We start from the raw sequence: 15,377 nt of genomic DNA on the forward strand, positions 1-15,377 counted from the left end.
CTGGACAACGAGCCCTAAAAGAGAGTCTGGAGCCGCGGTTTGTTCGAGATGAACTATTTGAGGGTGGTTCGGGTGTTGATCAGCCTGAATTCACCTTTGTGGACGCTGAATCTTGCCCATTTGGGATGGTGCCTGCCCCAAATGGGCACACCACTCCCCCAGTCATGTCTTGCATAGCAACTCATGGCGCGCCATGAATAGGTTTGAGAGGCCGGCCAGCACATTCACCTTGCAACGGTTCTTGAGCATTCCCCGCAGCCGGGTCTTTTGAAAGCCGAACTGCCGTTTGATCACGCGGAACGGATGCTCCACCTTTGCTCGAAAGTGAGCCTTTGCCGTCTCAATCAGATCATCCACACGTCCCTCGGGTGTATCTGGTAAGGCGCGACGCTTTCCTGGGCGCATGGCAACGCGGAAGCCGATGCCTCTGCCCTGCATATCGGGCCGCTTCTCAATCCCCTGGTATCCCGCATCTGCGTAGAGCACTGTCTCTTCACCGTTCAGGAGATCAGCGGCGGGGGTGAGGTCATGAACATTGGCGGCGGTCGTTTCCACCGAGTGGATGAGGCCGCTCTCGCTGTCCACCCCGATGTGGACCTTCATCCCAAAGTGCCATTGCTTGCCCTTGCAGGTCTGGTGCATCTCAGGATCCCTCTCCCGCTTCTCATTCTTGGTGGAGCTTGGTGCCGCGATGATGGTCGCATCGATGATTGTGCCCTGCTTCATGGCCATGCCATTGGCCTTGAGGTGGGCCTTCACGGCTTCAAAGATCTGAGCGCTGCACGGCGACGATTAGGAGTTTGCTGAAAAACCCCGCTTCCTCTGCGAGAATGAGTCAACTGCCCCAGGTTTGATGCGAGGTCAGCAGGAGCGCAGCGGCTCCTTGTTCTCCTACGTCTCGATCGAGGAGCGGATCCCGGCCAGCCATCCGCTGAGGCGGATCAGGAAGCTGGCGGATCAGGCCCTCGATCGACTCAACCCCACCTTCTGCAGGTTGTATGCCTCAGAAGGTCGTCCATCGGTGCCGCCGGAGCAACTGCTGCTGGCCTCGTTGTTGCAGGCGTTCTACGGGATTCGCTCCGAGAGGCTGCTGCTGGAGCAGCTCCACTACAACCTGCTGTTCCGCTGGTTTGTGGGCTTGAGCCCTGACGATGCGATCTGGCATCCGACCACATTCACCAAGAATCGTGATCGGCTCCTCACTGACGACGTCATGGGGCTGTTCCTGGAGAAGCTGATGGGAGCTCCCGAGGTCCAACCGCTGCTCAGTGACGAGCACTTCTCCGTGGACGGCACGTTGCTCCAGGCCTGGGCGTCACACGCTTCCTTGGAGCGGATTGATGGCCAGGAGGATCCTCCGCCTCCGCCCACAGGGCCTGGCGAAGGATTCGGTGCTCCCAAAGAGGGCAAGAAGCGCGCCAAAGGAGACTTTCGCGGCATCAAGCTCAGCAACGAGACCCACCGCTCCAGCACCGATCCTGAGGCACGGCTGGCCCGGAAATCGAATGCCCATCCAGCGCAGCTGAGCTATCGAGGCCATGTGCTCATGGACAACCGCCACGACCTGATCGTCGATTGCCGCGTCACACAGGCCACGGGAACCGGTGAGCGGGATGCCGCCAAGGAGATGGCAGCAGACCTCGCCGGTGCCCACCAGAAGACCGTCGGCGCCGACAAGAACTACGACACCAAAGGGTTTGTCGCTGAGATGCGGCGGATCGGTGTCACGCCCCACGTGGCCCAGAACACTGCCCGCAGCGGTGGCTCAGCCATTGATGGCCGCACCACCCGTCACGTGGGCTACGCCAAATCGATCAATGCCCGCCGTGGGATCGAAAAGGTGTTTGGTTGGATCAAGGCATTTGGCGGGCTGCGCCAGTTCAAACTGCGCGGTACCGAGAAGGTCGGCGCCGTGTTTGGCCTGCACGTGATCGCCTACAACCTGATCCGCCTGGGCAACCTGCTCAAGCCCGCGATGGAGATGGCATGAACAGCCCGTTGTCCAGAGGTGTGCCCAATCGGCCTCAACCAATGTCTTGCAGAGAGGCCAACGATGCCGAAATCGGGCAGTTTGCGGCTCTGATAGCCGCCGATCCGGGACCTATCAGGGAAGTTGTCCGCTCGGGGTGCTGAGCTGAGCACCGAGATGGACTGTACTGCGAGTTGAGGTTCAGGGGCCGCACGGCCGGGGTGTTGTTGTCATCGATGGCTGTCTTCGGTCGGGGTTGGGGCGTCCGGCCCCTGATCGCGGCTGTTGCCGATCGCGCCCTTGGAGGGGCGCCATCGGACAGCCACGGGGGCCTGGATTGTTGAGGGTCAAGCAGCCTGTTCGGCGACGATTAGGTAGGCGGGCGCATTGCATCGTTACTTGGGTTACTTGCGTAAGGTTGTTGCATCAGTATCTGGCGCAAGGTGGCGGTCATGCCGAGCGGTGCTGCGGTTGGGAGGCGTGAGGTTGGAGCGGCCGGCCCTGATCCGCAGCGCAGACGGGCCGTGATGGAGGCGGCCCGCCAGCGCTACGGGGGCCTGAGTGCTGCCGGTAAGCGCAGGTTGCTGGACGAGCTGGAGGCGATCACGGGGTATCACCGCAAATCGCTGCTGCGGCTGCTCAATCGCAAGGCTGCTGCCCCCGTCGAATCAGAAGGGCCGGTTGATCTGGCGGCGCTCAAGCCCCATCCCCGGCGCCGTTATGGCCCCGAGGTGGCAGCGGCGCTGGTGCCGTTGTGGGAAGCAAGTGATCGGTTGTGCGGCAAGCGCCTGGCGGCCCTGCTACCGCTGCTGGTGGAGTCTCTGGAGCAACACGGCCACCTGAACCTGGAGCCTGCGGTGCGTGAGCAGGTGCTGGCGATGAGCAGCGCCACGATCGATCGGCTGCTGGCACCGATCCGCAAGGCCAGCGCTGCCAACAACTGGCGGCGGCCGCCGCGGGCCTACAGCGCCGTGAGACGGCGGGTGCCGGTGCGCACGTTCAAGGGCTCGGGACCTATCAGGGAAGTTGTCCGCTCGGGGTGCTGAGCTGAGCACCGAGATGGACTGTACTGCGAGTTGAGGTTCAGGGGCCGCACGGCCGGGGTGTTGTTGTCATCGATGGCTGTCTTCGGTCGGGGTTGGGGCGTCCGGCCCCTGATCGCGGCTGTTGCCGATCGCGCCCTTGGAGGGGCGCCATCGGACAGCCACGGGGGCCTGGATTGTTGAGGGTCAAGCAGCCACAGGTTTCTGCGGTCGGGGATGGTTGATGCTCACAACCTGTGGCTGTAACCAGTTGCGGGGTGGCCGGCTCCAGCGCTGAGGATGCCTCTGCCGAGCTTCCTCATAGGTCTGTTGGCGGATGGCGCAGATCGCGTCAGCCTGGCCGTAATGGCGCTGATTGGGCGTCACGTACTTGATGCCGCTGTGCCGGTGCTCAGCGTTGTACCACTCGACAAAGCCATCCACCCAGGCTTTCACCGAAAGCAGATCCCGGAATCGCCTGAGCGGATAACTCTGGTGGTATTTCATCGTGCGGAACCACGACTCGGCATAGGCGTTGTCATTGCTGACGCGTGGCCTTGAGAACGAAAGCGACACCCCCAGCTCCGCCATCTTGGCCGCCAGAGTGAATGAGCGCATGGGGGCGCCATTGTCCGAGTGCAGGACCGCAGCAGTCTCCTTGCTGATCCCTTCATCGCGGCAGACACGATCAAAGAATGCGCTGGCCAACTCGCTACATTCATGCTCATGCACCTCTGCGCCGAGGATGCGCCGGCTCCATACATCCATCACCATGTAGAGGTAATAGAACTGCCCCTTCACGGGGCCGGGGAGGAGGGTGATATCCCAGGCCAGTACTTGATGGATGCCCGTTGCTTCCAACACCGGAACCTCCCTGGGCTCACGCGGCAGGCGGGTTCTGCCACGGTGGTTCAGCAGACCCTCTTGCCGCATGATGCGGTAAATCGTGGACTCTGAACCCACATAGATTCGCTCCTCGGCAAGGATGGCCACGATCTGGGCGGGAGTGAGGTCCGCGAATCGCGGATCATTGACGATGTGAATTAAGCGCTGCCGCTCTTCTGGTGTGAATCGGTGCGCCACATTCCGTGGAGAGCCTTTGCGGCGATCCTGGCTGAATCCATGTGTCTGGAACGCAATGCCCCAGCGCCGTAGCGTGCGTGAGCAGATACCGATCAGATCTGCAATCGCCGTGGCAGAAGCCCCTTCTTTGAGACCTTCTCGGAACAATTCCATCAGCTGGCTTCTATCCTCTGGCGGGATCATTGTTCCTCGTCCCGTGGCCACAGCTGATCGAGCTTTTTTGAGAGCATCAGCAGTGTTGCCGCCTCCGAGAGAGCCTTCTCCTTCTTCTCCAATTCGCGTTGTAAGCGGCGATTCTGGCGAATCAGCTCCTGATTCTTACGCTGAAGTTCTCGCTGATCAGCCATGCTCGGAGCGCTGGGGCCATTGGCATCCTCGGCGGCCTGCCGCCAGCGGGCAAGCTGTTTGGGGTAGAGGCCCCGCTCACGGCAGAAGGCCCCGAGATCAGGGCCACTCAGGCCGGCCGCCTGGATCACAGCGGCCAGCTTGTCGAGAGCGCTCCACTGCTCCGGCGGCTTGGTGGTGGCTGGCACGAGCTGACCCTGCTTCTGCCACTGGCTGCGCCAGTTGTAGAGGGTCTGGGTCGTGATCCCGGTGGAGCGGGCGATCTCGGCCACGCTCTCCCGGTTTGGCGGGCTCATGCGCTGGCGGACTTGGTCCCGCACAGCGGTGTCATAGGTCGGTTTCATGGTCGTCGGTTTGGCCCCCTGGTGGATGGGTCAGACCGAGCGGACAACTTTCCTGACGCAGGGGGGCTGGAGCGATCACAGAGAGCCTGGCTGGCTGGAAATCGATCTGGTGGCCCACTGCGGCGGCCGCATGCAGGGCCCGTTTCTGTGGACCCTGGTGGCCACGGATATCGCCACTGGCTGGAGTGAAAGCCTGCCGATCCTGGTGCGCGATGGCGCGGTGGTGCTGACGGCCCTGCAGCTGATCCGCCGGCAGCTGCCGTTTCCACTGCGGGGGATCGATGCCGACAACGACCCGGTGTTCATGAACAGCCTGATGGAGGCCTGGTGTGACCGGCCGGGCCACCAGATCGTGCTCACCCGATCCAGGGCGTACCAGAGCAACGACCAGGCCTGGGTGGAGCAGAAGAACGGGATGCTGGTGCGCCGGGTGGTGGGCTACCAGCGGCTGGAGGGCCTGGAGGCGGCCCAGGTGCTGGGGGAGCTCTACGGCGCTCTGCGGCTGTTCACCAACCTGTTCCAACCGTCGTTCAAGCTCAAAAGCAGTGAGCGCGACGGTGGCCGGATCAAGCGCCAGCACCACCCACCGCGAACGCCCTTGCAGCGGTTGCTGGCCATTGGCGTGCTGAGCGAGGCGACGGCCGAACACTGGCGGGAGCTGCAGCGCCGCAGTGACCCGGTGGCCCTGCTCACCACGATCCGACGCTGCCAGGGACAGCTGGCGGTGCTGGCCAGCGGTGAGCAGGGCTCTGCCTTGCAAGCCAGTCGAACGGACAGGGATCTGGCTGCGGAGAACCGATCGCTGGAGGTGTTCCTGGGCGGGCTGCAGACCCTCTGGCAGACCAACCAGCCCAGGCGGCGCAAGCCCAAGCCACGCACCGGCAAACGCACCAGGCCGGATCCCTTTGCAGCGGATGTGGAGCGGATTGAGCAATGGCTGCAGGCCGAGCCCCAGCTCCAGGCCAAAGCGCTGCTGGAGCGGCTGATCCGCCACAACCCGGACCACTACGGAGCACGCCACCTGCGCACCCTGCAGCGGCGCCTGCGCGGTTACCGGCTGCAATGGATCGAAAACGAGATGGCCACTCTGGTGGCGGACAGGCCCTCAGGCTTGGAGGATGCCCAAAGCGGTGAGAAGCCAGTGTTACCAGGCGTCAATTGAAATGGGTAACAAGTTGTTGATGCAAAGCGCCCGCCTAGGTAGTTGACATCGGGCACCTCGGCACCCACATCGCCAAGTCGCCGTCGGACTCGACCTTCCGCTGGCTGCTGAGCCAGCTCGATGTGGAAGGCTTTGAATCCCTGTTGCAGCAATGGATCACAGCGCAGCCGGGCGTGCCTGAGATGGTCGACACCCTGGTCTGTGACGGCAAGACGCTGCGGGGCTCGATCGCGGAGAACGCCTCCGGCGCAGCGCGCTATGGCCTCCGGCCGACTGCGTCTACATCGCCCAGGTGAGTCTGTACTCCAACAGCCTGGGCGTGGCCATCGCTCAGAACACCTACGCCACAGATGCCGGCAGCGAGATCCAGGCCCTGCGAGAGCTCCTCGATCGCGTGGAGCTCAGCGGCCTGCTGGTGCAGGCCGACGCGCTGCATGCGAACCGCCCTTTTTCCTCGTCCTCGAGCAGCGTGGAGCCGACTTCCTGTAGACGCCAGTCTTCCGCGTGTCAAGCGACATCCGCTTTTGGTCCTCCGGCGACACGAAAACTGGTCCACCTGATGGCTTGCTGATGGGGGCCTTACGGCTGCCCTTGGATCGGTGTTTCATCGGTGGGTGTCGTGTCGTTGTTGTTGGCTGCGGCATCTGTGCCGCTTGATCCGGGTTCCCCTTAGGCCTTCTCACCGGGCGGTGGTGGCCGTAGGCCAGCGCTGTCCGGTGAGGAGGAACCGCCCGCCTGCGGGCGGATCAGGCCGCTGCGCCGCTTCTCCCTGAGCCGGTAGCTGTCGCCCCGGATCGTCAGCACGTGGCTGTGGTGCAGCAGCCGGTCGAGGATCGCTGTGGCGACCACCTGATCGCCAAACACCTCGCCCCATTCCATGACGGGGCGGTTGGAGGTGATCAGCACGCTGCCGCGCTGGTAGCAGCGGGAGATCAGCTGGAAGAACAGGTACGCAGCGTTCGGCTCCAGCGGCAGGTAGCCCAGCTCATCGATGATCAGCAGCCGGGTTTTGGCGTACTGCGTCAGCCGGCCCTCCAGGGCGTGCTGCGCCTGGGCCTTGGCCAGGGCGCTGATCAGCTCCATGGCACCGACGTACTGGACGCTGTGACCGAGACGCACCGCCTCCCGGCCCAGCGCCACCGCCAGGTGGGTCTTGCCCACACCCGGCGGCCCGAGCAGCAGCAGGGTGTCGCCGTTGGCCACCCAGCGGCAGGTGGCCAACTCACGGATCTGGGCCGGGTCGATCGACGGCTGGGCCTCGAAATCGAACGCTTCCAGCGTGCGCACATAGGGGAAGCGCGCCAGCCGCAGCGCCATCTCCATCCGCAGCTGGTCTTTGCGTGCCACCTCGGCCGCGCACAGCCAGGCCAGGGCCTCGCGCAGGTTCATCTCCCGCCTTGCCGCTTCCTCCAGCAGCGCATCGAGGCGGTCGCGGATTGCTGGGAGCCGTAGGCGGGTGAGCATTGCCTCCAGCTCCTCGGTCGGTACCGGTGGTATCGCCGCTGTGGATCGGTTGCGTGGGTTGGTGGGACTCATGCCGCCACCTCCCCGATCAGCTCGGCATAAACCGCCAGAGGCCGGGCCAGTTCAGAGCTGCGGACCGGGCGCTGCTCCTGATCACGTCTTGCGTTGCCATCCCGCAGCGATCGCTCCGCCTCGCGCTGCTGCCGTTGCGGCAGCAGGCCCTCCCAATGGCCGTCGATCACCTGGCGGCTGCGGCTACCGGGCCGCTGGCGCCTGTGCTCAGCGACGATCCGGCCGCCGTGGCGGATCAGTACCTGTTGATCGCGCACCAGCACGCTCACCCGCTGACGGATCAGCGCCTGCGGCGCCGAGTACCAGTTCGCCTCCACCTCCACGCAGCAGTCGCTGTGCACGATCCGCACCAGCTCCCGCTCCGCCAGGAACGACGGCTTGGCCTCCAGCGGCTGCAACGCCTGGGCTTCTGCCCGCACAAACCGGTCCAGCGGCGCCTCGCCGGTGGTGCCGTGCACCCGCAGGTCGGCCACCTCGCGGGTCCAGCGCACCAGATGGGCCTCAAACTCCGCCCAGCTGCTGAACTCCCGCCCAGCGATGGCGTTCCTCTTGACGTACGCCACCCCACGCTCGTCCTTGCCTTTGGTTCTGGCCCGGTACGGCCGACAGGCACGGGGCTTGAACCCCCAGTAACGGGCGAACTCCTCCAGCCGCTCGGCAAAAACCAGGATGTTGCGCTCGGGATCGTGCTGGCTCACCAGCGCACGGGCGTTATCCACCAGCACCTCCTGCGGTACCCCGCCCCAGTGGCGGAAACCCTCCTCCAGGGCCTGGAGCCAGTGGTCCTGCTTCTCGCTGCGGAATGCCCGCACCAGCAGCCGGCGCGAGTACCCCAGGGTGAGCACCGCCAGGTGCACCCGCACCCGCTCGCCGCCAATGCTCACCAGGCACTGGCCAAAGTCTGCCTGCAGTTGCCGGCCCGGCGGGGTCTCAAACCGCACCGTCGCCAGGGCCGCGTTGCGCAGCTCCCGCCGCCACGGCTCCACGGCACGCTCCACTGTCCGCAGGCTCACCTCGATTCCCTTCTCACTGGCCAGCTCCTGCCGCACCACATCGGCATTGCCGCGGTGGGCCATAAACCGCTGCCGCAGCCACTCCCGTTGGCCATCGAGAACCGTGTTGCGGCAGGGCTTCCCGTAGGGCTGCCAGCCACCCTGCCGCAGGTACTTGCGCACCGTCTCCGGTGAACAGCCCAGTTCTTTAGCAATCCGCCTCCGGCCCCAACCTGCTGCCGATAGCCGTCGCATCGCCTCCACGTCCTGAGGGGTCTGCACAGCTGTCTCCAGAACCATCGGCTCCAGAGATGGCGCCCCTGCGCTGCCCTTGTCGTCCTGCCTGGCTCGCTCCACGGGGTGGACCAGTTTTCGTGTCGCCTCCGGACCAGTTTTCGCTGTCGCCTGACACCGCGTAGCGGTACGCCGTTAAACACAGCCGCCGCAAGGGATCTCAGCTGATTCGCGATCGCCTGACCTATGGCCGTAAGGCCGTGTTTGAGACCAGCCACCGCGAGCGCAAGCGTGGCCGTGACCTCGTCTGGACGCTGCGGGGAATGCCGGCGCCGGAGTGGGTCACCGAGAACTGGCCCGGCAGCGCCACGATCCTGGCGGTGCGCTGCAAAGGCAGGCGCGATGGCAAGCAGATCGATGAGACCCGTTACTACGTCTTGGTCGAGCGCACCTATCGGTGCGACACGAGTCTCAGGACCACAGCCACAGCCTTGCTGCAGCACGTGAGAGAGCGCTGGAGCATCGAGAACTCCTGGCACTGGCCCCGGGACACCCAGCTCAAGGAAGACGTCCACCGCTACCGCGAGGTCAACGGCGTGCAGATCCTGGCCACGCTGCGCAGCCTGGCGATGAATGCCCTGCGGCTTGCGGGCTTCTGGTCGATCACCGAGGGGCTGGCTGCCTTGGCCCATGACATCCCTGGAATGCTGGCGCTGCTGGGCTGGCGACAACCAGCTCAGGCACTGAGCTCTGCTTAACTTTTAATGAGCCCTGGCCTTGGAGGGTGAAATCACAACTTTGAGGCAACCCTGCCGTGTCCCGGGCGATCTCAGCCACGCTCTCGCGGTTCGGAGGGCTCATCCGGATCCGGACGGCATCCCGCAGAGCGGCGTCATAGGGCGGTTGCATGGTCGTCGGTTGGGCCCCCTGGTGGACAGGTCAGACCGAGCGGACAACTTTCCTGACAGTGGGGGACCTGAGGGCCATTGCGGAACGGCCCGGTGCCAGCGCCGAGTTCGGAGCCCAGCTGCTGGAGTTGCAGCGGCAGCTGTTTGGCCACTGGCACCGCTACAAGGATGGAACGATCGACTGGCCCGGTCTGCAAGACAGCAGCCGGCCGATCCGCCAGGACTTTGAGGCGACGTTGCAGCGAGTGGTGGAGCTGGGTGTCCAACGGGACGAGAGAACGCCGTGGGCCAAAACGGTGCGCACCTGCCGCCAGATCCTCCAGCTGGCGGATGGCCTGTGGACCTTCCTGGAGACGCAAGGAATCGAGCCAACCAACAACGCTGCCGAGCGTGCCCTGCGTCAGTCGGTGATTCAGCGCAGGATCACTGGTCTGCCAAGCAACAGCCGGGGCGTCCAATCTCGCCAGGGAGCGATCTGCCGCAGCCGGCTGCTCACCGTCACCACCAGCCTCAGGCAACAGGGCCGTGATGTCTGGGAATTCCTGGAGCAGGCCTGAATCGCCCATCACCACGGCGGGCTGATGCCGTCGCTGCTGCCGGATTGCTGAGGTCAGCAACAGCCAGGACTGCGTCCCGACCCCTGAACGCATACCGGGTTTTTCAGGGGTTCCTTAAATCACGCGCAGTGGTCTAATTGATGAGCTCGAGACCAAGCAGTAGCGCGCGCCCTGTGTTGTTCAGGGTCTCCACAACAAAATGTGGACGCCATAAATGATGCTTTCAGAATTTGAACGGATCTTCAAAAGTAGACTTTATTGGATCAATTAATCTAGATTCAAACGCCAGGCCCTCCTGAAGCACGGAATAACTTTTAGTCCCTTCATAAGCGTCTATTTTACCGATATTGCCGATGTCATAAAAAATAGAGGACGATCCTAGGATGGGAATGACCGAGAAAACTCCACTGTCGAGAATGCATGCAGACGCTCGCATCGAAATCCCGCTCAAAGCTGAAAAACATCTGTCAATGACTTCGGCTGATGCGCTCCATAGGACATGACTTTCCTCATCAAAAGAACAAGAAACAAACGAGCTTATCAAAAAACGTTTTTGGTAAAAAAGCAATTGAGGGAACTCTTCAAGAAAACTCGTCAAGTCGTAGCTCGCGGACAAAACGGCATGACGGTCAGCAAAGCTAGGCTGGATAGAGGGCTCAAAATGAACGGCCTCGATAGGACTAACGAAACTTCTTTTGACATGAGCCAGATGACTCCTTGCTCGCTCGAATGGATCTCGAAGAGTAAAAACAAAGGAGGCGCCGAACCGATCGGGATCCCAGGCATCAAGATTATTGGATATTTCAATATCATGAGAGAACGACAACATTGAGCGAAGCTCGCGGATTAATTCGAGCTGCTCCGAGTTAAGCAAGGGCTGAAGGCATCTCGCGTCATGATGATGGACGACAAGGTCATGATTTGTCGGAAACTTGCGGGAAACGTTGAACAAGCAATCTTCAACGATTTTTGGTAAGTTAATAGTTCTTTCAATGGGATATGACCTCTCCTGGTTATAAAGAATTTTTTGACCCAACTGAGGCGATTCTTTAATGGCGTTTTGGCAGCTTAGGCTGTAGGTGTCGGTTGCGATGTAGTTGAAATCGTTATCAATCAACCGCCTTCTTTTGAGCAGCTCTCTCCAGACTGAATTGCCGCCTGTTTTGGGTACATGCACTAAAAACGTAACTTTAGAGTTCAATGCCAATAAGTTGTAATTATGGTTATCCTATCACCCCGCACGTCCCGCGTCCCGGCAGGGCTGATTCAAAGTTTCAGAAAGAGTTAGCTGCCGGTTGCCGCTGCGCCATGGCCAGCAGCGCCGTGATGTCGTGGCAGACAGCCTGCATCCCTGAACGGATGGACTGAAAGCCGCCCAGTCGCAGCAGGTTGAGAGCGGCTGTCCGCAGCGTCGCCAGCGCTCCGGCGCCGTTGCCCCGATAGCGGTGGGCGTCCTCATGCAGCTGGGTGTCACGGATCCAGTGCCAGCTCTCAATGCTCCAGCGGTCGCGCACCAGTTGCAGCAGGGCTTCTGGAGTGGTGCGCAAGCTGGTGAGGAAGCAATGGGTCTGCCGGAAGGTCTTGCCGTCGCGGGTCCCGACGGCGGCCATCTCCACAATCCAACTGGTGCCGCTCCAGGCCTCACGGATGTGCTCCGGTGCCGCTTTGGCGCGAGCGTCCAGGTGATGTCGCGGCCGTGGCTGATCTCATGATCCGTTGCCACCAAAGGGATGTGGCGTTTCCCCTGAAACTGGCATCGGATCTGGCGATGCAGTGTCTTCTGGTTGGCTTTCACCGTCAGGAGGAAGTCGGCCCCCTGCTCGGTGAGCTGTTGAAAAAAGGTTTCTGGGTGTGGAGCGCATCCGCCTGGATCAGTACCCCCTCCAGGTCGAGCTCGCCCAGCAGCTGTTTCAGCACTGCCCGCTCGTGGTTCGCGCCAGTGGCGTAGCAGGCCTGAGAGATCGCCACACCCAAGGCAGCTGAGTACAGCGTCACCTGGGCAATGAACGCCGAACCACCGGCGGGTGTGGTCTCGATCGAGCCCCTCAGGGTCTTGCCGTCACACACCAGCTGATCGAGATCCGCTGCACCACCTGGGATCTGGGCGATCGTCCAATCACGGATGGCCGCGCACAGGGCCGCCACATCCACCTGCAGGAAGAAGTAGCGGAACGCTGAATCCGATGGGGGCCGCCGCAGCTCCAGGCCCAGCGCCTCGGTGAGTACGCCGTGGTGCCGACGGGCAAAGCGTTCCAGATCCCGCAGGCTTTCGCAGCCGCTCAGGATGCCCAGCACCGCCACCAGCAGCAGGTACCAGGCCGGAATGCGCACCCCACGCCGCATGCGCGCATCCGGTATCGCCTTGAGGAAGCTGATCAGATCAAGATCAGTTGCGGCAGAGGCGGTTTCGGGCACAAGGAAGGGGCGATACCACCCAACAAACCCCATGCCGGCGGCTCAGGCCAGAGCGACTGTGACACACTTTGAATCAGCCCTGGGGCCGGGGGGGCGGAATGTATCCGAGAGGATGATCGGAATGGCGCCGGAGCCGATCGCTTCCCAGAGGCGGATGGTGTTGGGGCCGGTGACCATGGCACGGGGATCCTCCGCGTGGAACCAGCCGTCGTTGCCATGGATCAGAGCGCCGAGCTGGCCCGCGAGGCTGCTGAGAATCAGATCACGGAAGTTGCTGAGGTAGAGGCGGGGAACTGCCATTCGCCGTTGAAAGCCACCAGCCCTGGCTCCAGCACCGTCTCACCGGAGAGCTGAGCGGCCATGTCCACGAGGTCGGCATCGAGATGCAGCAGGGCCGTCAGGATCGGGCGCGCGATGGCCTCACGGTCGAGCGGACGTTGCACGAGCACCACCACTTCCGCCTGAGACCAGCGGCGCGCCAGCCAGAGGGCGGAGCTGCCCAGACAGGGAGTACCAGTCGAAGCTCAGGCGGTGACGGGAGCGTGCGTGGCTGGGCTTGAGGCTGGTGGAGGCCCCCCCGGCAGGGGATGAAGGCGTTGGAGCAGCGAGAGGGCCGTGTGCAGGCCAGGGTGTTGGGGTGCCAGGGCGAGGGTGTCACCGGTGTGATGACGCTGAGCAGGCGGGCTGGAGATCGGTGTGGCAGAAGCCGTCACCTTTGAACAGCAACGGTTCAGCGAGCCACTTGGCCAGGGCGTAGGACAAACAATCGCCGAAGTTCAGCCCAGCCCGATGACGTCCTTGGCCATAACGACGGAAGGCCTCGCGATCGAGTTCAGCCTGTTCACGATCCAAGGGAAGCCGAGGAGAGAGAGCACTGTTCTGCTGCGGCGATGGCCTCGTTGAAGGCGTGGCGCTCCGGTTCGTTCTGCAGGATGGCTAGAACTGCGGATGAGTGGATCACCAGCAGGTGGGCAGGCCCATGGGGCCGTAGCCGAGGATCGCTTCTGCGCTGCGACGATCGCCGATCGGCCGCCCAGCACAACGTAGGGCGATCTGGTCGAGTCGGTTGACGAGGCTGGCTTGCCGATTCGCTGTGGTCTGGCTCTGGCGCTGCAGGCGCCGCAGCCGCTCTTTCAGGGCCAGGATCACGGCGGCGGTTTTGGTTTCGCCCGCGAGGGATGCCACCTCAGCGGCGAGGCGGCTGGCCTCGGCGTTGGAGCAGGGCGCTGCGGGGCTGCCCGCCGCTGTGAGGCTGCTGCCATTGGGTGAATTGATGGGTTGGCTGCCGTTGGAGATTCCTCTGCCCCGCCCAGCCGGCCCGTCAGAGGAACCGGCCTGGACTGAGGTGATCGACAACCAACAATGCCGCCGATCGATCGAGGCACTTCGCCGGTCCTTGCCATGGAAGATCTGGATGCAGATTGGGCAGGAAGGGTCCGCGGCGAACTCCTGATCGGCGCCGCCGTGCGGGAGACACGATCAGTTCAAAGTCCAGTTCCTCCACCAGCTCCAGCAGGAAGAACACCAGGTGATCACTCGGCAGCCAGTCAATCGGCGACGGCGGCAGGTCTGATTCAAAGTTTCACACGGTAATGGTTTTTGGTTGTCGCCGGAGCATCGCCAGTAGTGCCGTGATGTCGTGCATCACCGCCTGCAGGCCCTCGCGGATCGAGTCGAATCCGGCCAAGCGCAATAGGTTCAGCGCACCGGTGCGCAGCGCCGCCATCACCCAGGCACCGTTACCGCGGTAGCGGTGCTTGTCCTCGTGGAGCTGGGTGTCACGGATCCAGTGCCAGCTCTCGACGCTCCAGCGCTCTCTGACCAGCTGCAGCATTGCTTCTGGGGACATGCGCAAGTTGGTCATGAATCGGTGCGTGGCCTTGAACGGCTTTCCCTCACGGGTGCCCCTGGCGACCACCTCAATGATCAGAGCGCTGCCAGGCCACTCCACTTTGATGTGACCTGGAGCCTCCTTGGCCCGCAGGTTCCAGGTGATGTCACGGCCATGGCCGATCTCGTGATCCGTTGCCATGAAAGGGATCTTGCGCTTGCCAAGCAGCTGGCTGGCGATCTGCCTGTTGAGGGTCTTCTGGTTGGCCTTGACCGTCAAGAGGCCTGAGCGATCGCCAAACCCAGGGCTGCGGAGTACAGCGTCACCTGAGCGATGAACGCAGAGCCGCCACCCCTGGTTGGCTCGATGGAGCCACTCAGGGTCTTGCCGTCACACACCAGCTGATCGAGATCAGTGATGCCACCTGGGATCTGAGCGATCGTCCAGTCACGGATGGCGGCACAGACGGCGGCGACGTCCACCTGCAGAAAGAAGTAGCGGAAGGCTGAATCGGAAGGTGGGCGCCTGAGCTCGATCCCCAGGGCCTCAGTGAGAACACCGTGATGCCGGTTGGCACAGGCCGCAGCCTTCTCCGAAGGAGTAGCGCTCCAGATCCCGGAGGCTCTCGCATTTGCTCAGGATCCCAGGCACCGCCACCAGCAGCAGGTACCAAGCCGGAATGCGTACGCCCCGGCATGCGGGCATCCGGGATCGCCTTGAGGAAACTGATCAGATCGAGATCGCTGGCGGCAGAAACGCTTTGGGGCACGGAGAGGAGGCAATCCCACCGACCTCATCCCCTGCTCGCGGCCATGGCAACAACGCCCATAACACACTTTGAATCAGCCCTGCCCCCGGCCCCCGCCTGCTCTGGGACGACGCCCTGTTCTTCCTGCCCGACAACGCCCAGGCTGTGTTGGCCATCCCCCAGCTCACCAAGCAGTGCGCCGCCGACCCCGAGCTGCTCGCCGCCTCTGGC

The 15,377-nt window shown here is 63.0% G+C and carries 20 protein-coding genes; 6 read left to right on the forward strand and 14 right to left on the reverse strand.

Features of this window, described 5'->3' with window-relative positions; all coding sequences use genetic code 11:
* Window positions 1–162: 162 nt before the first annotated feature.
* Window positions 163–759 (reverse strand): IS5 family transposase, encoded by a 597-nt coding sequence (locus tag I1E95_RS14755; protein WP_370594555.1) that lies wholly within the window; start codon window positions 757–759, stop codon window positions 163–165.
* A 94-nt stretch (window positions 760–853) separates the two neighbouring features.
* On the opposite strand from I1E95_RS14755, the gene I1E95_RS14760 reads away from it, so the two are divergent.
* Both I1E95_RS14760 and I1E95_RS14765 read left to right on the forward strand, forming a co-directional pair.
* Window positions 854–1,990, forward strand: a complete 1,137-nt coding sequence (locus I1E95_RS14760) for an IS5 family transposase (RefSeq protein WP_197163502.1) — start codon at window positions 854–856, stop codon at window positions 1,988–1,990.
* A 431-nt stretch (window positions 1,991–2,421) separates the two neighbouring features.
* The gene (locus I1E95_RS14765) at window positions 2,422–3,015 is read left to right on the forward strand and encodes a hypothetical protein (protein WP_231594668.1); all 594 of its coding nucleotides are present in this window, start codon (window positions 2,422–2,424) and stop codon (window positions 3,013–3,015) included.
* Between the two features lie 183 nt (window positions 3,016–3,198).
* Here I1E95_RS14765 and I1E95_RS14770 read toward each other — a convergent pair whose 3' ends face one another.
* Window positions 3,199–4,257 carry an IS3 family transposase gene (locus I1E95_RS14770; protein ID WP_231594669.1) on the reverse strand — a complete coding sequence of 353 codons (1,059 nt, stop codon included), beginning with the start codon at window positions 4,255–4,257 and terminating at the stop codon, window positions 3,199–3,201.
* Window positions 4,254–4,763, reverse strand: coding sequence for a transposase (locus I1E95_RS16965; RefSeq protein WP_231594670.1), 510 nt, complete (start codon window positions 4,761–4,763; stop codon window positions 4,254–4,256). Before I1E95_RS16965 ends, I1E95_RS14770 begins: the two co-directional genes overlap by 4 nt.
* Here I1E95_RS16965 and I1E95_RS14775 point away from each other — a divergent pair.
* Window positions 4,762–5,925, forward strand: a complete 1,164-nt coding sequence (locus tag I1E95_RS14775; RefSeq protein WP_231594671.1) for a transposase — start codon at window positions 4,762–4,764, stop codon at window positions 5,923–5,925. The genes I1E95_RS16965 and I1E95_RS14775 overlap by 2 nt on opposite strands.
* 292 nt (window positions 5,926–6,217) lie before the next feature.
* On the forward strand, window positions 6,218–6,496 hold the full coding sequence (locus I1E95_RS14780) for a hypothetical protein (RefSeq protein ID WP_197163506.1): 279 nt from the start codon (window positions 6,218–6,220) through the stop codon (window positions 6,494–6,496).
* A gap of 98 nt (window positions 6,497–6,594) precedes the next feature.
* Here the strand turns inward: I1E95_RS14780 and istB are convergent, their stop codons facing one another.
* Window positions 6,595–7,461 carry an IS21-like element helper ATPase IstB gene (istB, locus tag I1E95_RS14785; RefSeq protein ID WP_197163513.1) on the reverse strand — a complete coding sequence of 289 codons (867 nt, stop codon included), beginning with the start codon at window positions 7,459–7,461 and terminating at the stop codon, window positions 6,595–6,597.
* Window positions 7,458–8,810, reverse strand: coding sequence for an IS21 family transposase (gene istA, locus I1E95_RS14790; protein ID WP_197163515.1), 1,353 nt, complete (start codon window positions 8,808–8,810; stop codon window positions 7,458–7,460). Before istA ends, istB begins: the two co-directional genes overlap by 4 nt.
* A gap of 137 nt (window positions 8,811–8,947) precedes the next feature.
* On the opposite strand from istA, the gene I1E95_RS14795 reads away from it, so the two are divergent.
* Entirely contained in the window at window positions 8,948–9,445 is a 498-nt protein-coding gene (locus tag I1E95_RS14795; protein ID WP_197163517.1) for a transposase, read from the forward strand.
* Between the two features lie 149 nt (window positions 9,446–9,594).
* A complete protein-coding gene (locus I1E95_RS14800; protein WP_197163519.1) occupies window positions 9,595–10,152 on the forward strand; it encodes a transposase in 558 nt (185 codons plus the stop codon).
* Window positions 10,153–10,375: 223 nt separating this feature from the next.
* Here the strand turns inward: I1E95_RS14800 and I1E95_RS14805 are convergent, their stop codons facing one another.
* The 9 genes from I1E95_RS14805 to I1E95_RS14840 all read right to left on the reverse strand — a co-directional run bounded on the left by I1E95_RS14805 (window position 10,376) and on the right by I1E95_RS14840 (window position 14,880).
* Window positions 10,376–11,329, reverse strand: coding sequence for a hypothetical protein (locus I1E95_RS14805; RefSeq protein WP_231594672.1), 954 nt, complete (start codon window positions 11,327–11,329; stop codon window positions 10,376–10,378).
* A 97-nt stretch (window positions 11,330–11,426) separates the two neighbouring features.
* On the reverse strand, window positions 11,427–11,762 hold the full coding sequence (locus I1E95_RS17275) for a hypothetical protein (RefSeq protein WP_370594556.1): 336 nt from the start codon (window positions 11,760–11,762) through the stop codon (window positions 11,427–11,429).
* Between the two features lie 187 nt (window positions 11,763–11,949).
* Window positions 11,950–12,600 (reverse strand): ISAs1 family transposase, encoded by a 651-nt coding sequence (locus I1E95_RS14815; RefSeq protein ID WP_197163523.1) that lies wholly within the window; start codon window positions 12,598–12,600, stop codon window positions 11,950–11,952.
* Window positions 12,601–12,609: 9 nt separating this feature from the next.
* Window positions 12,610–12,867 carry a hypothetical protein gene (locus I1E95_RS14820; protein WP_197163525.1) on the reverse strand — a complete coding sequence of 86 codons (258 nt, stop codon included), beginning with the start codon at window positions 12,865–12,867 and terminating at the stop codon, window positions 12,610–12,612.
* On the reverse strand, window positions 12,825–13,016 hold the full coding sequence (locus I1E95_RS14825; RefSeq protein WP_197163542.1) for a hypothetical protein: 192 nt from the start codon (window positions 13,014–13,016) through the stop codon (window positions 12,825–12,827). The genes I1E95_RS14820 and I1E95_RS14825 overlap by 43 nt, the downstream gene beginning before the upstream one ends.
* A 508-nt stretch (window positions 13,017–13,524) precedes the next feature.
* The gene (locus tag I1E95_RS14830; protein ID WP_231594673.1) at window positions 13,525–13,923 is read right to left on the reverse strand and encodes a type II toxin-antitoxin system VapB family antitoxin; all 399 of its coding nucleotides are present in this window, start codon (window positions 13,921–13,923) and stop codon (window positions 13,525–13,527) included.
* On the reverse strand, window positions 13,889–14,092 hold the full coding sequence (locus tag I1E95_RS16980) for a hypothetical protein (protein WP_231594674.1): 204 nt from the start codon (window positions 14,090–14,092) through the stop codon (window positions 13,889–13,891). The genes I1E95_RS14830 and I1E95_RS16980 overlap by 35 nt, the downstream gene beginning before the upstream one ends.
* A gap of 57 nt (window positions 14,093–14,149) precedes the next feature.
* On the reverse strand, window positions 14,150–14,677 hold the full coding sequence (locus I1E95_RS14835; RefSeq protein ID WP_197163527.1) for a transposase: 528 nt from the start codon (window positions 14,675–14,677) through the stop codon (window positions 14,150–14,152).
* Complete coding sequence (locus I1E95_RS14840; RefSeq protein ID WP_197163528.1) at window positions 14,674–14,880, reverse strand: hypothetical protein; 207 nt, start codon at window positions 14,878–14,880, stop codon at window positions 14,674–14,676. The genes I1E95_RS14835 and I1E95_RS14840 overlap by 4 nt, the downstream gene beginning before the upstream one ends.
* Between the last annotated feature and the right edge of the window lie 497 nt (window positions 14,881–15,377).

It is taken from the genome of Synechococcus sp. CBW1107, from assembly GCF_015841355.1.
In the GTDB taxonomy this organism is placed as follows: Bacteria; Cyanobacteriota; Cyanobacteriia; order PCC-6307; family Cyanobiaceae; genus Regnicoccus_A.

Bases quoted from the DNA above. Each gene is read 5' to 3' on its own strand.
- I1E95_RS14815 (WP_197163523.1), bottom strand. From the start codon at position 12,600: ATGGGGTTTGTTGGGTGGTATCGCCCCTTCCTTGTGCCCGAAACCGCC.
- I1E95_RS14800 (WP_197163519.1), top strand. From the start codon at position 9,595: ATGGTCGTCGGTTGGGCCCCCTGGTGGACAGGTCAGACCGAGCGGACA.
- I1E95_RS14820 (WP_197163525.1), bottom strand. From the start codon at position 12,867: ATGGCAGTTCCCCGCCTCTACCTCAGCAACTTCCGTGATCTGATTCTC.
- I1E95_RS16965 (WP_231594670.1), bottom strand. From the start codon at position 4,763: ATGAAACCGACCTATGACACCGCTGTGCGGGACCAAGTCCGCCAGCGC.
- I1E95_RS14775 (WP_231594671.1), top strand. From the start codon at position 4,762: ATGGTCGTCGGTTTGGCCCCCTGGTGGATGGGTCAGACCGAGCGGACA.
- istB (WP_197163513.1), bottom strand. From the start codon at position 7,461: ATGAGTCCCACCAACCCACGCAACCGATCCACAGCGGCGATACCACCG.
- I1E95_RS14760 (WP_197163502.1), top strand. From the start codon at position 854: ATGCGAGGTCAGCAGGAGCGCAGCGGCTCCTTGTTCTCCTACGTCTCG.
- I1E95_RS14770 (WP_231594669.1), bottom strand. From the start codon at position 4,257: ATGATCCCGCCAGAGGATAGAAGCCAGCTGATGGAATTGTTCCGAGAA.
- I1E95_RS17275 (WP_370594556.1), bottom strand. From the start codon at position 11,762: ATGGCCGCCGTCGGGACCCGCGACGGCAAGACCTTCCGGCAGACCCAT.
- I1E95_RS14765 (WP_231594668.1), top strand. From the start codon at position 2,422: ATGCCGAGCGGTGCTGCGGTTGGGAGGCGTGAGGTTGGAGCGGCCGGC.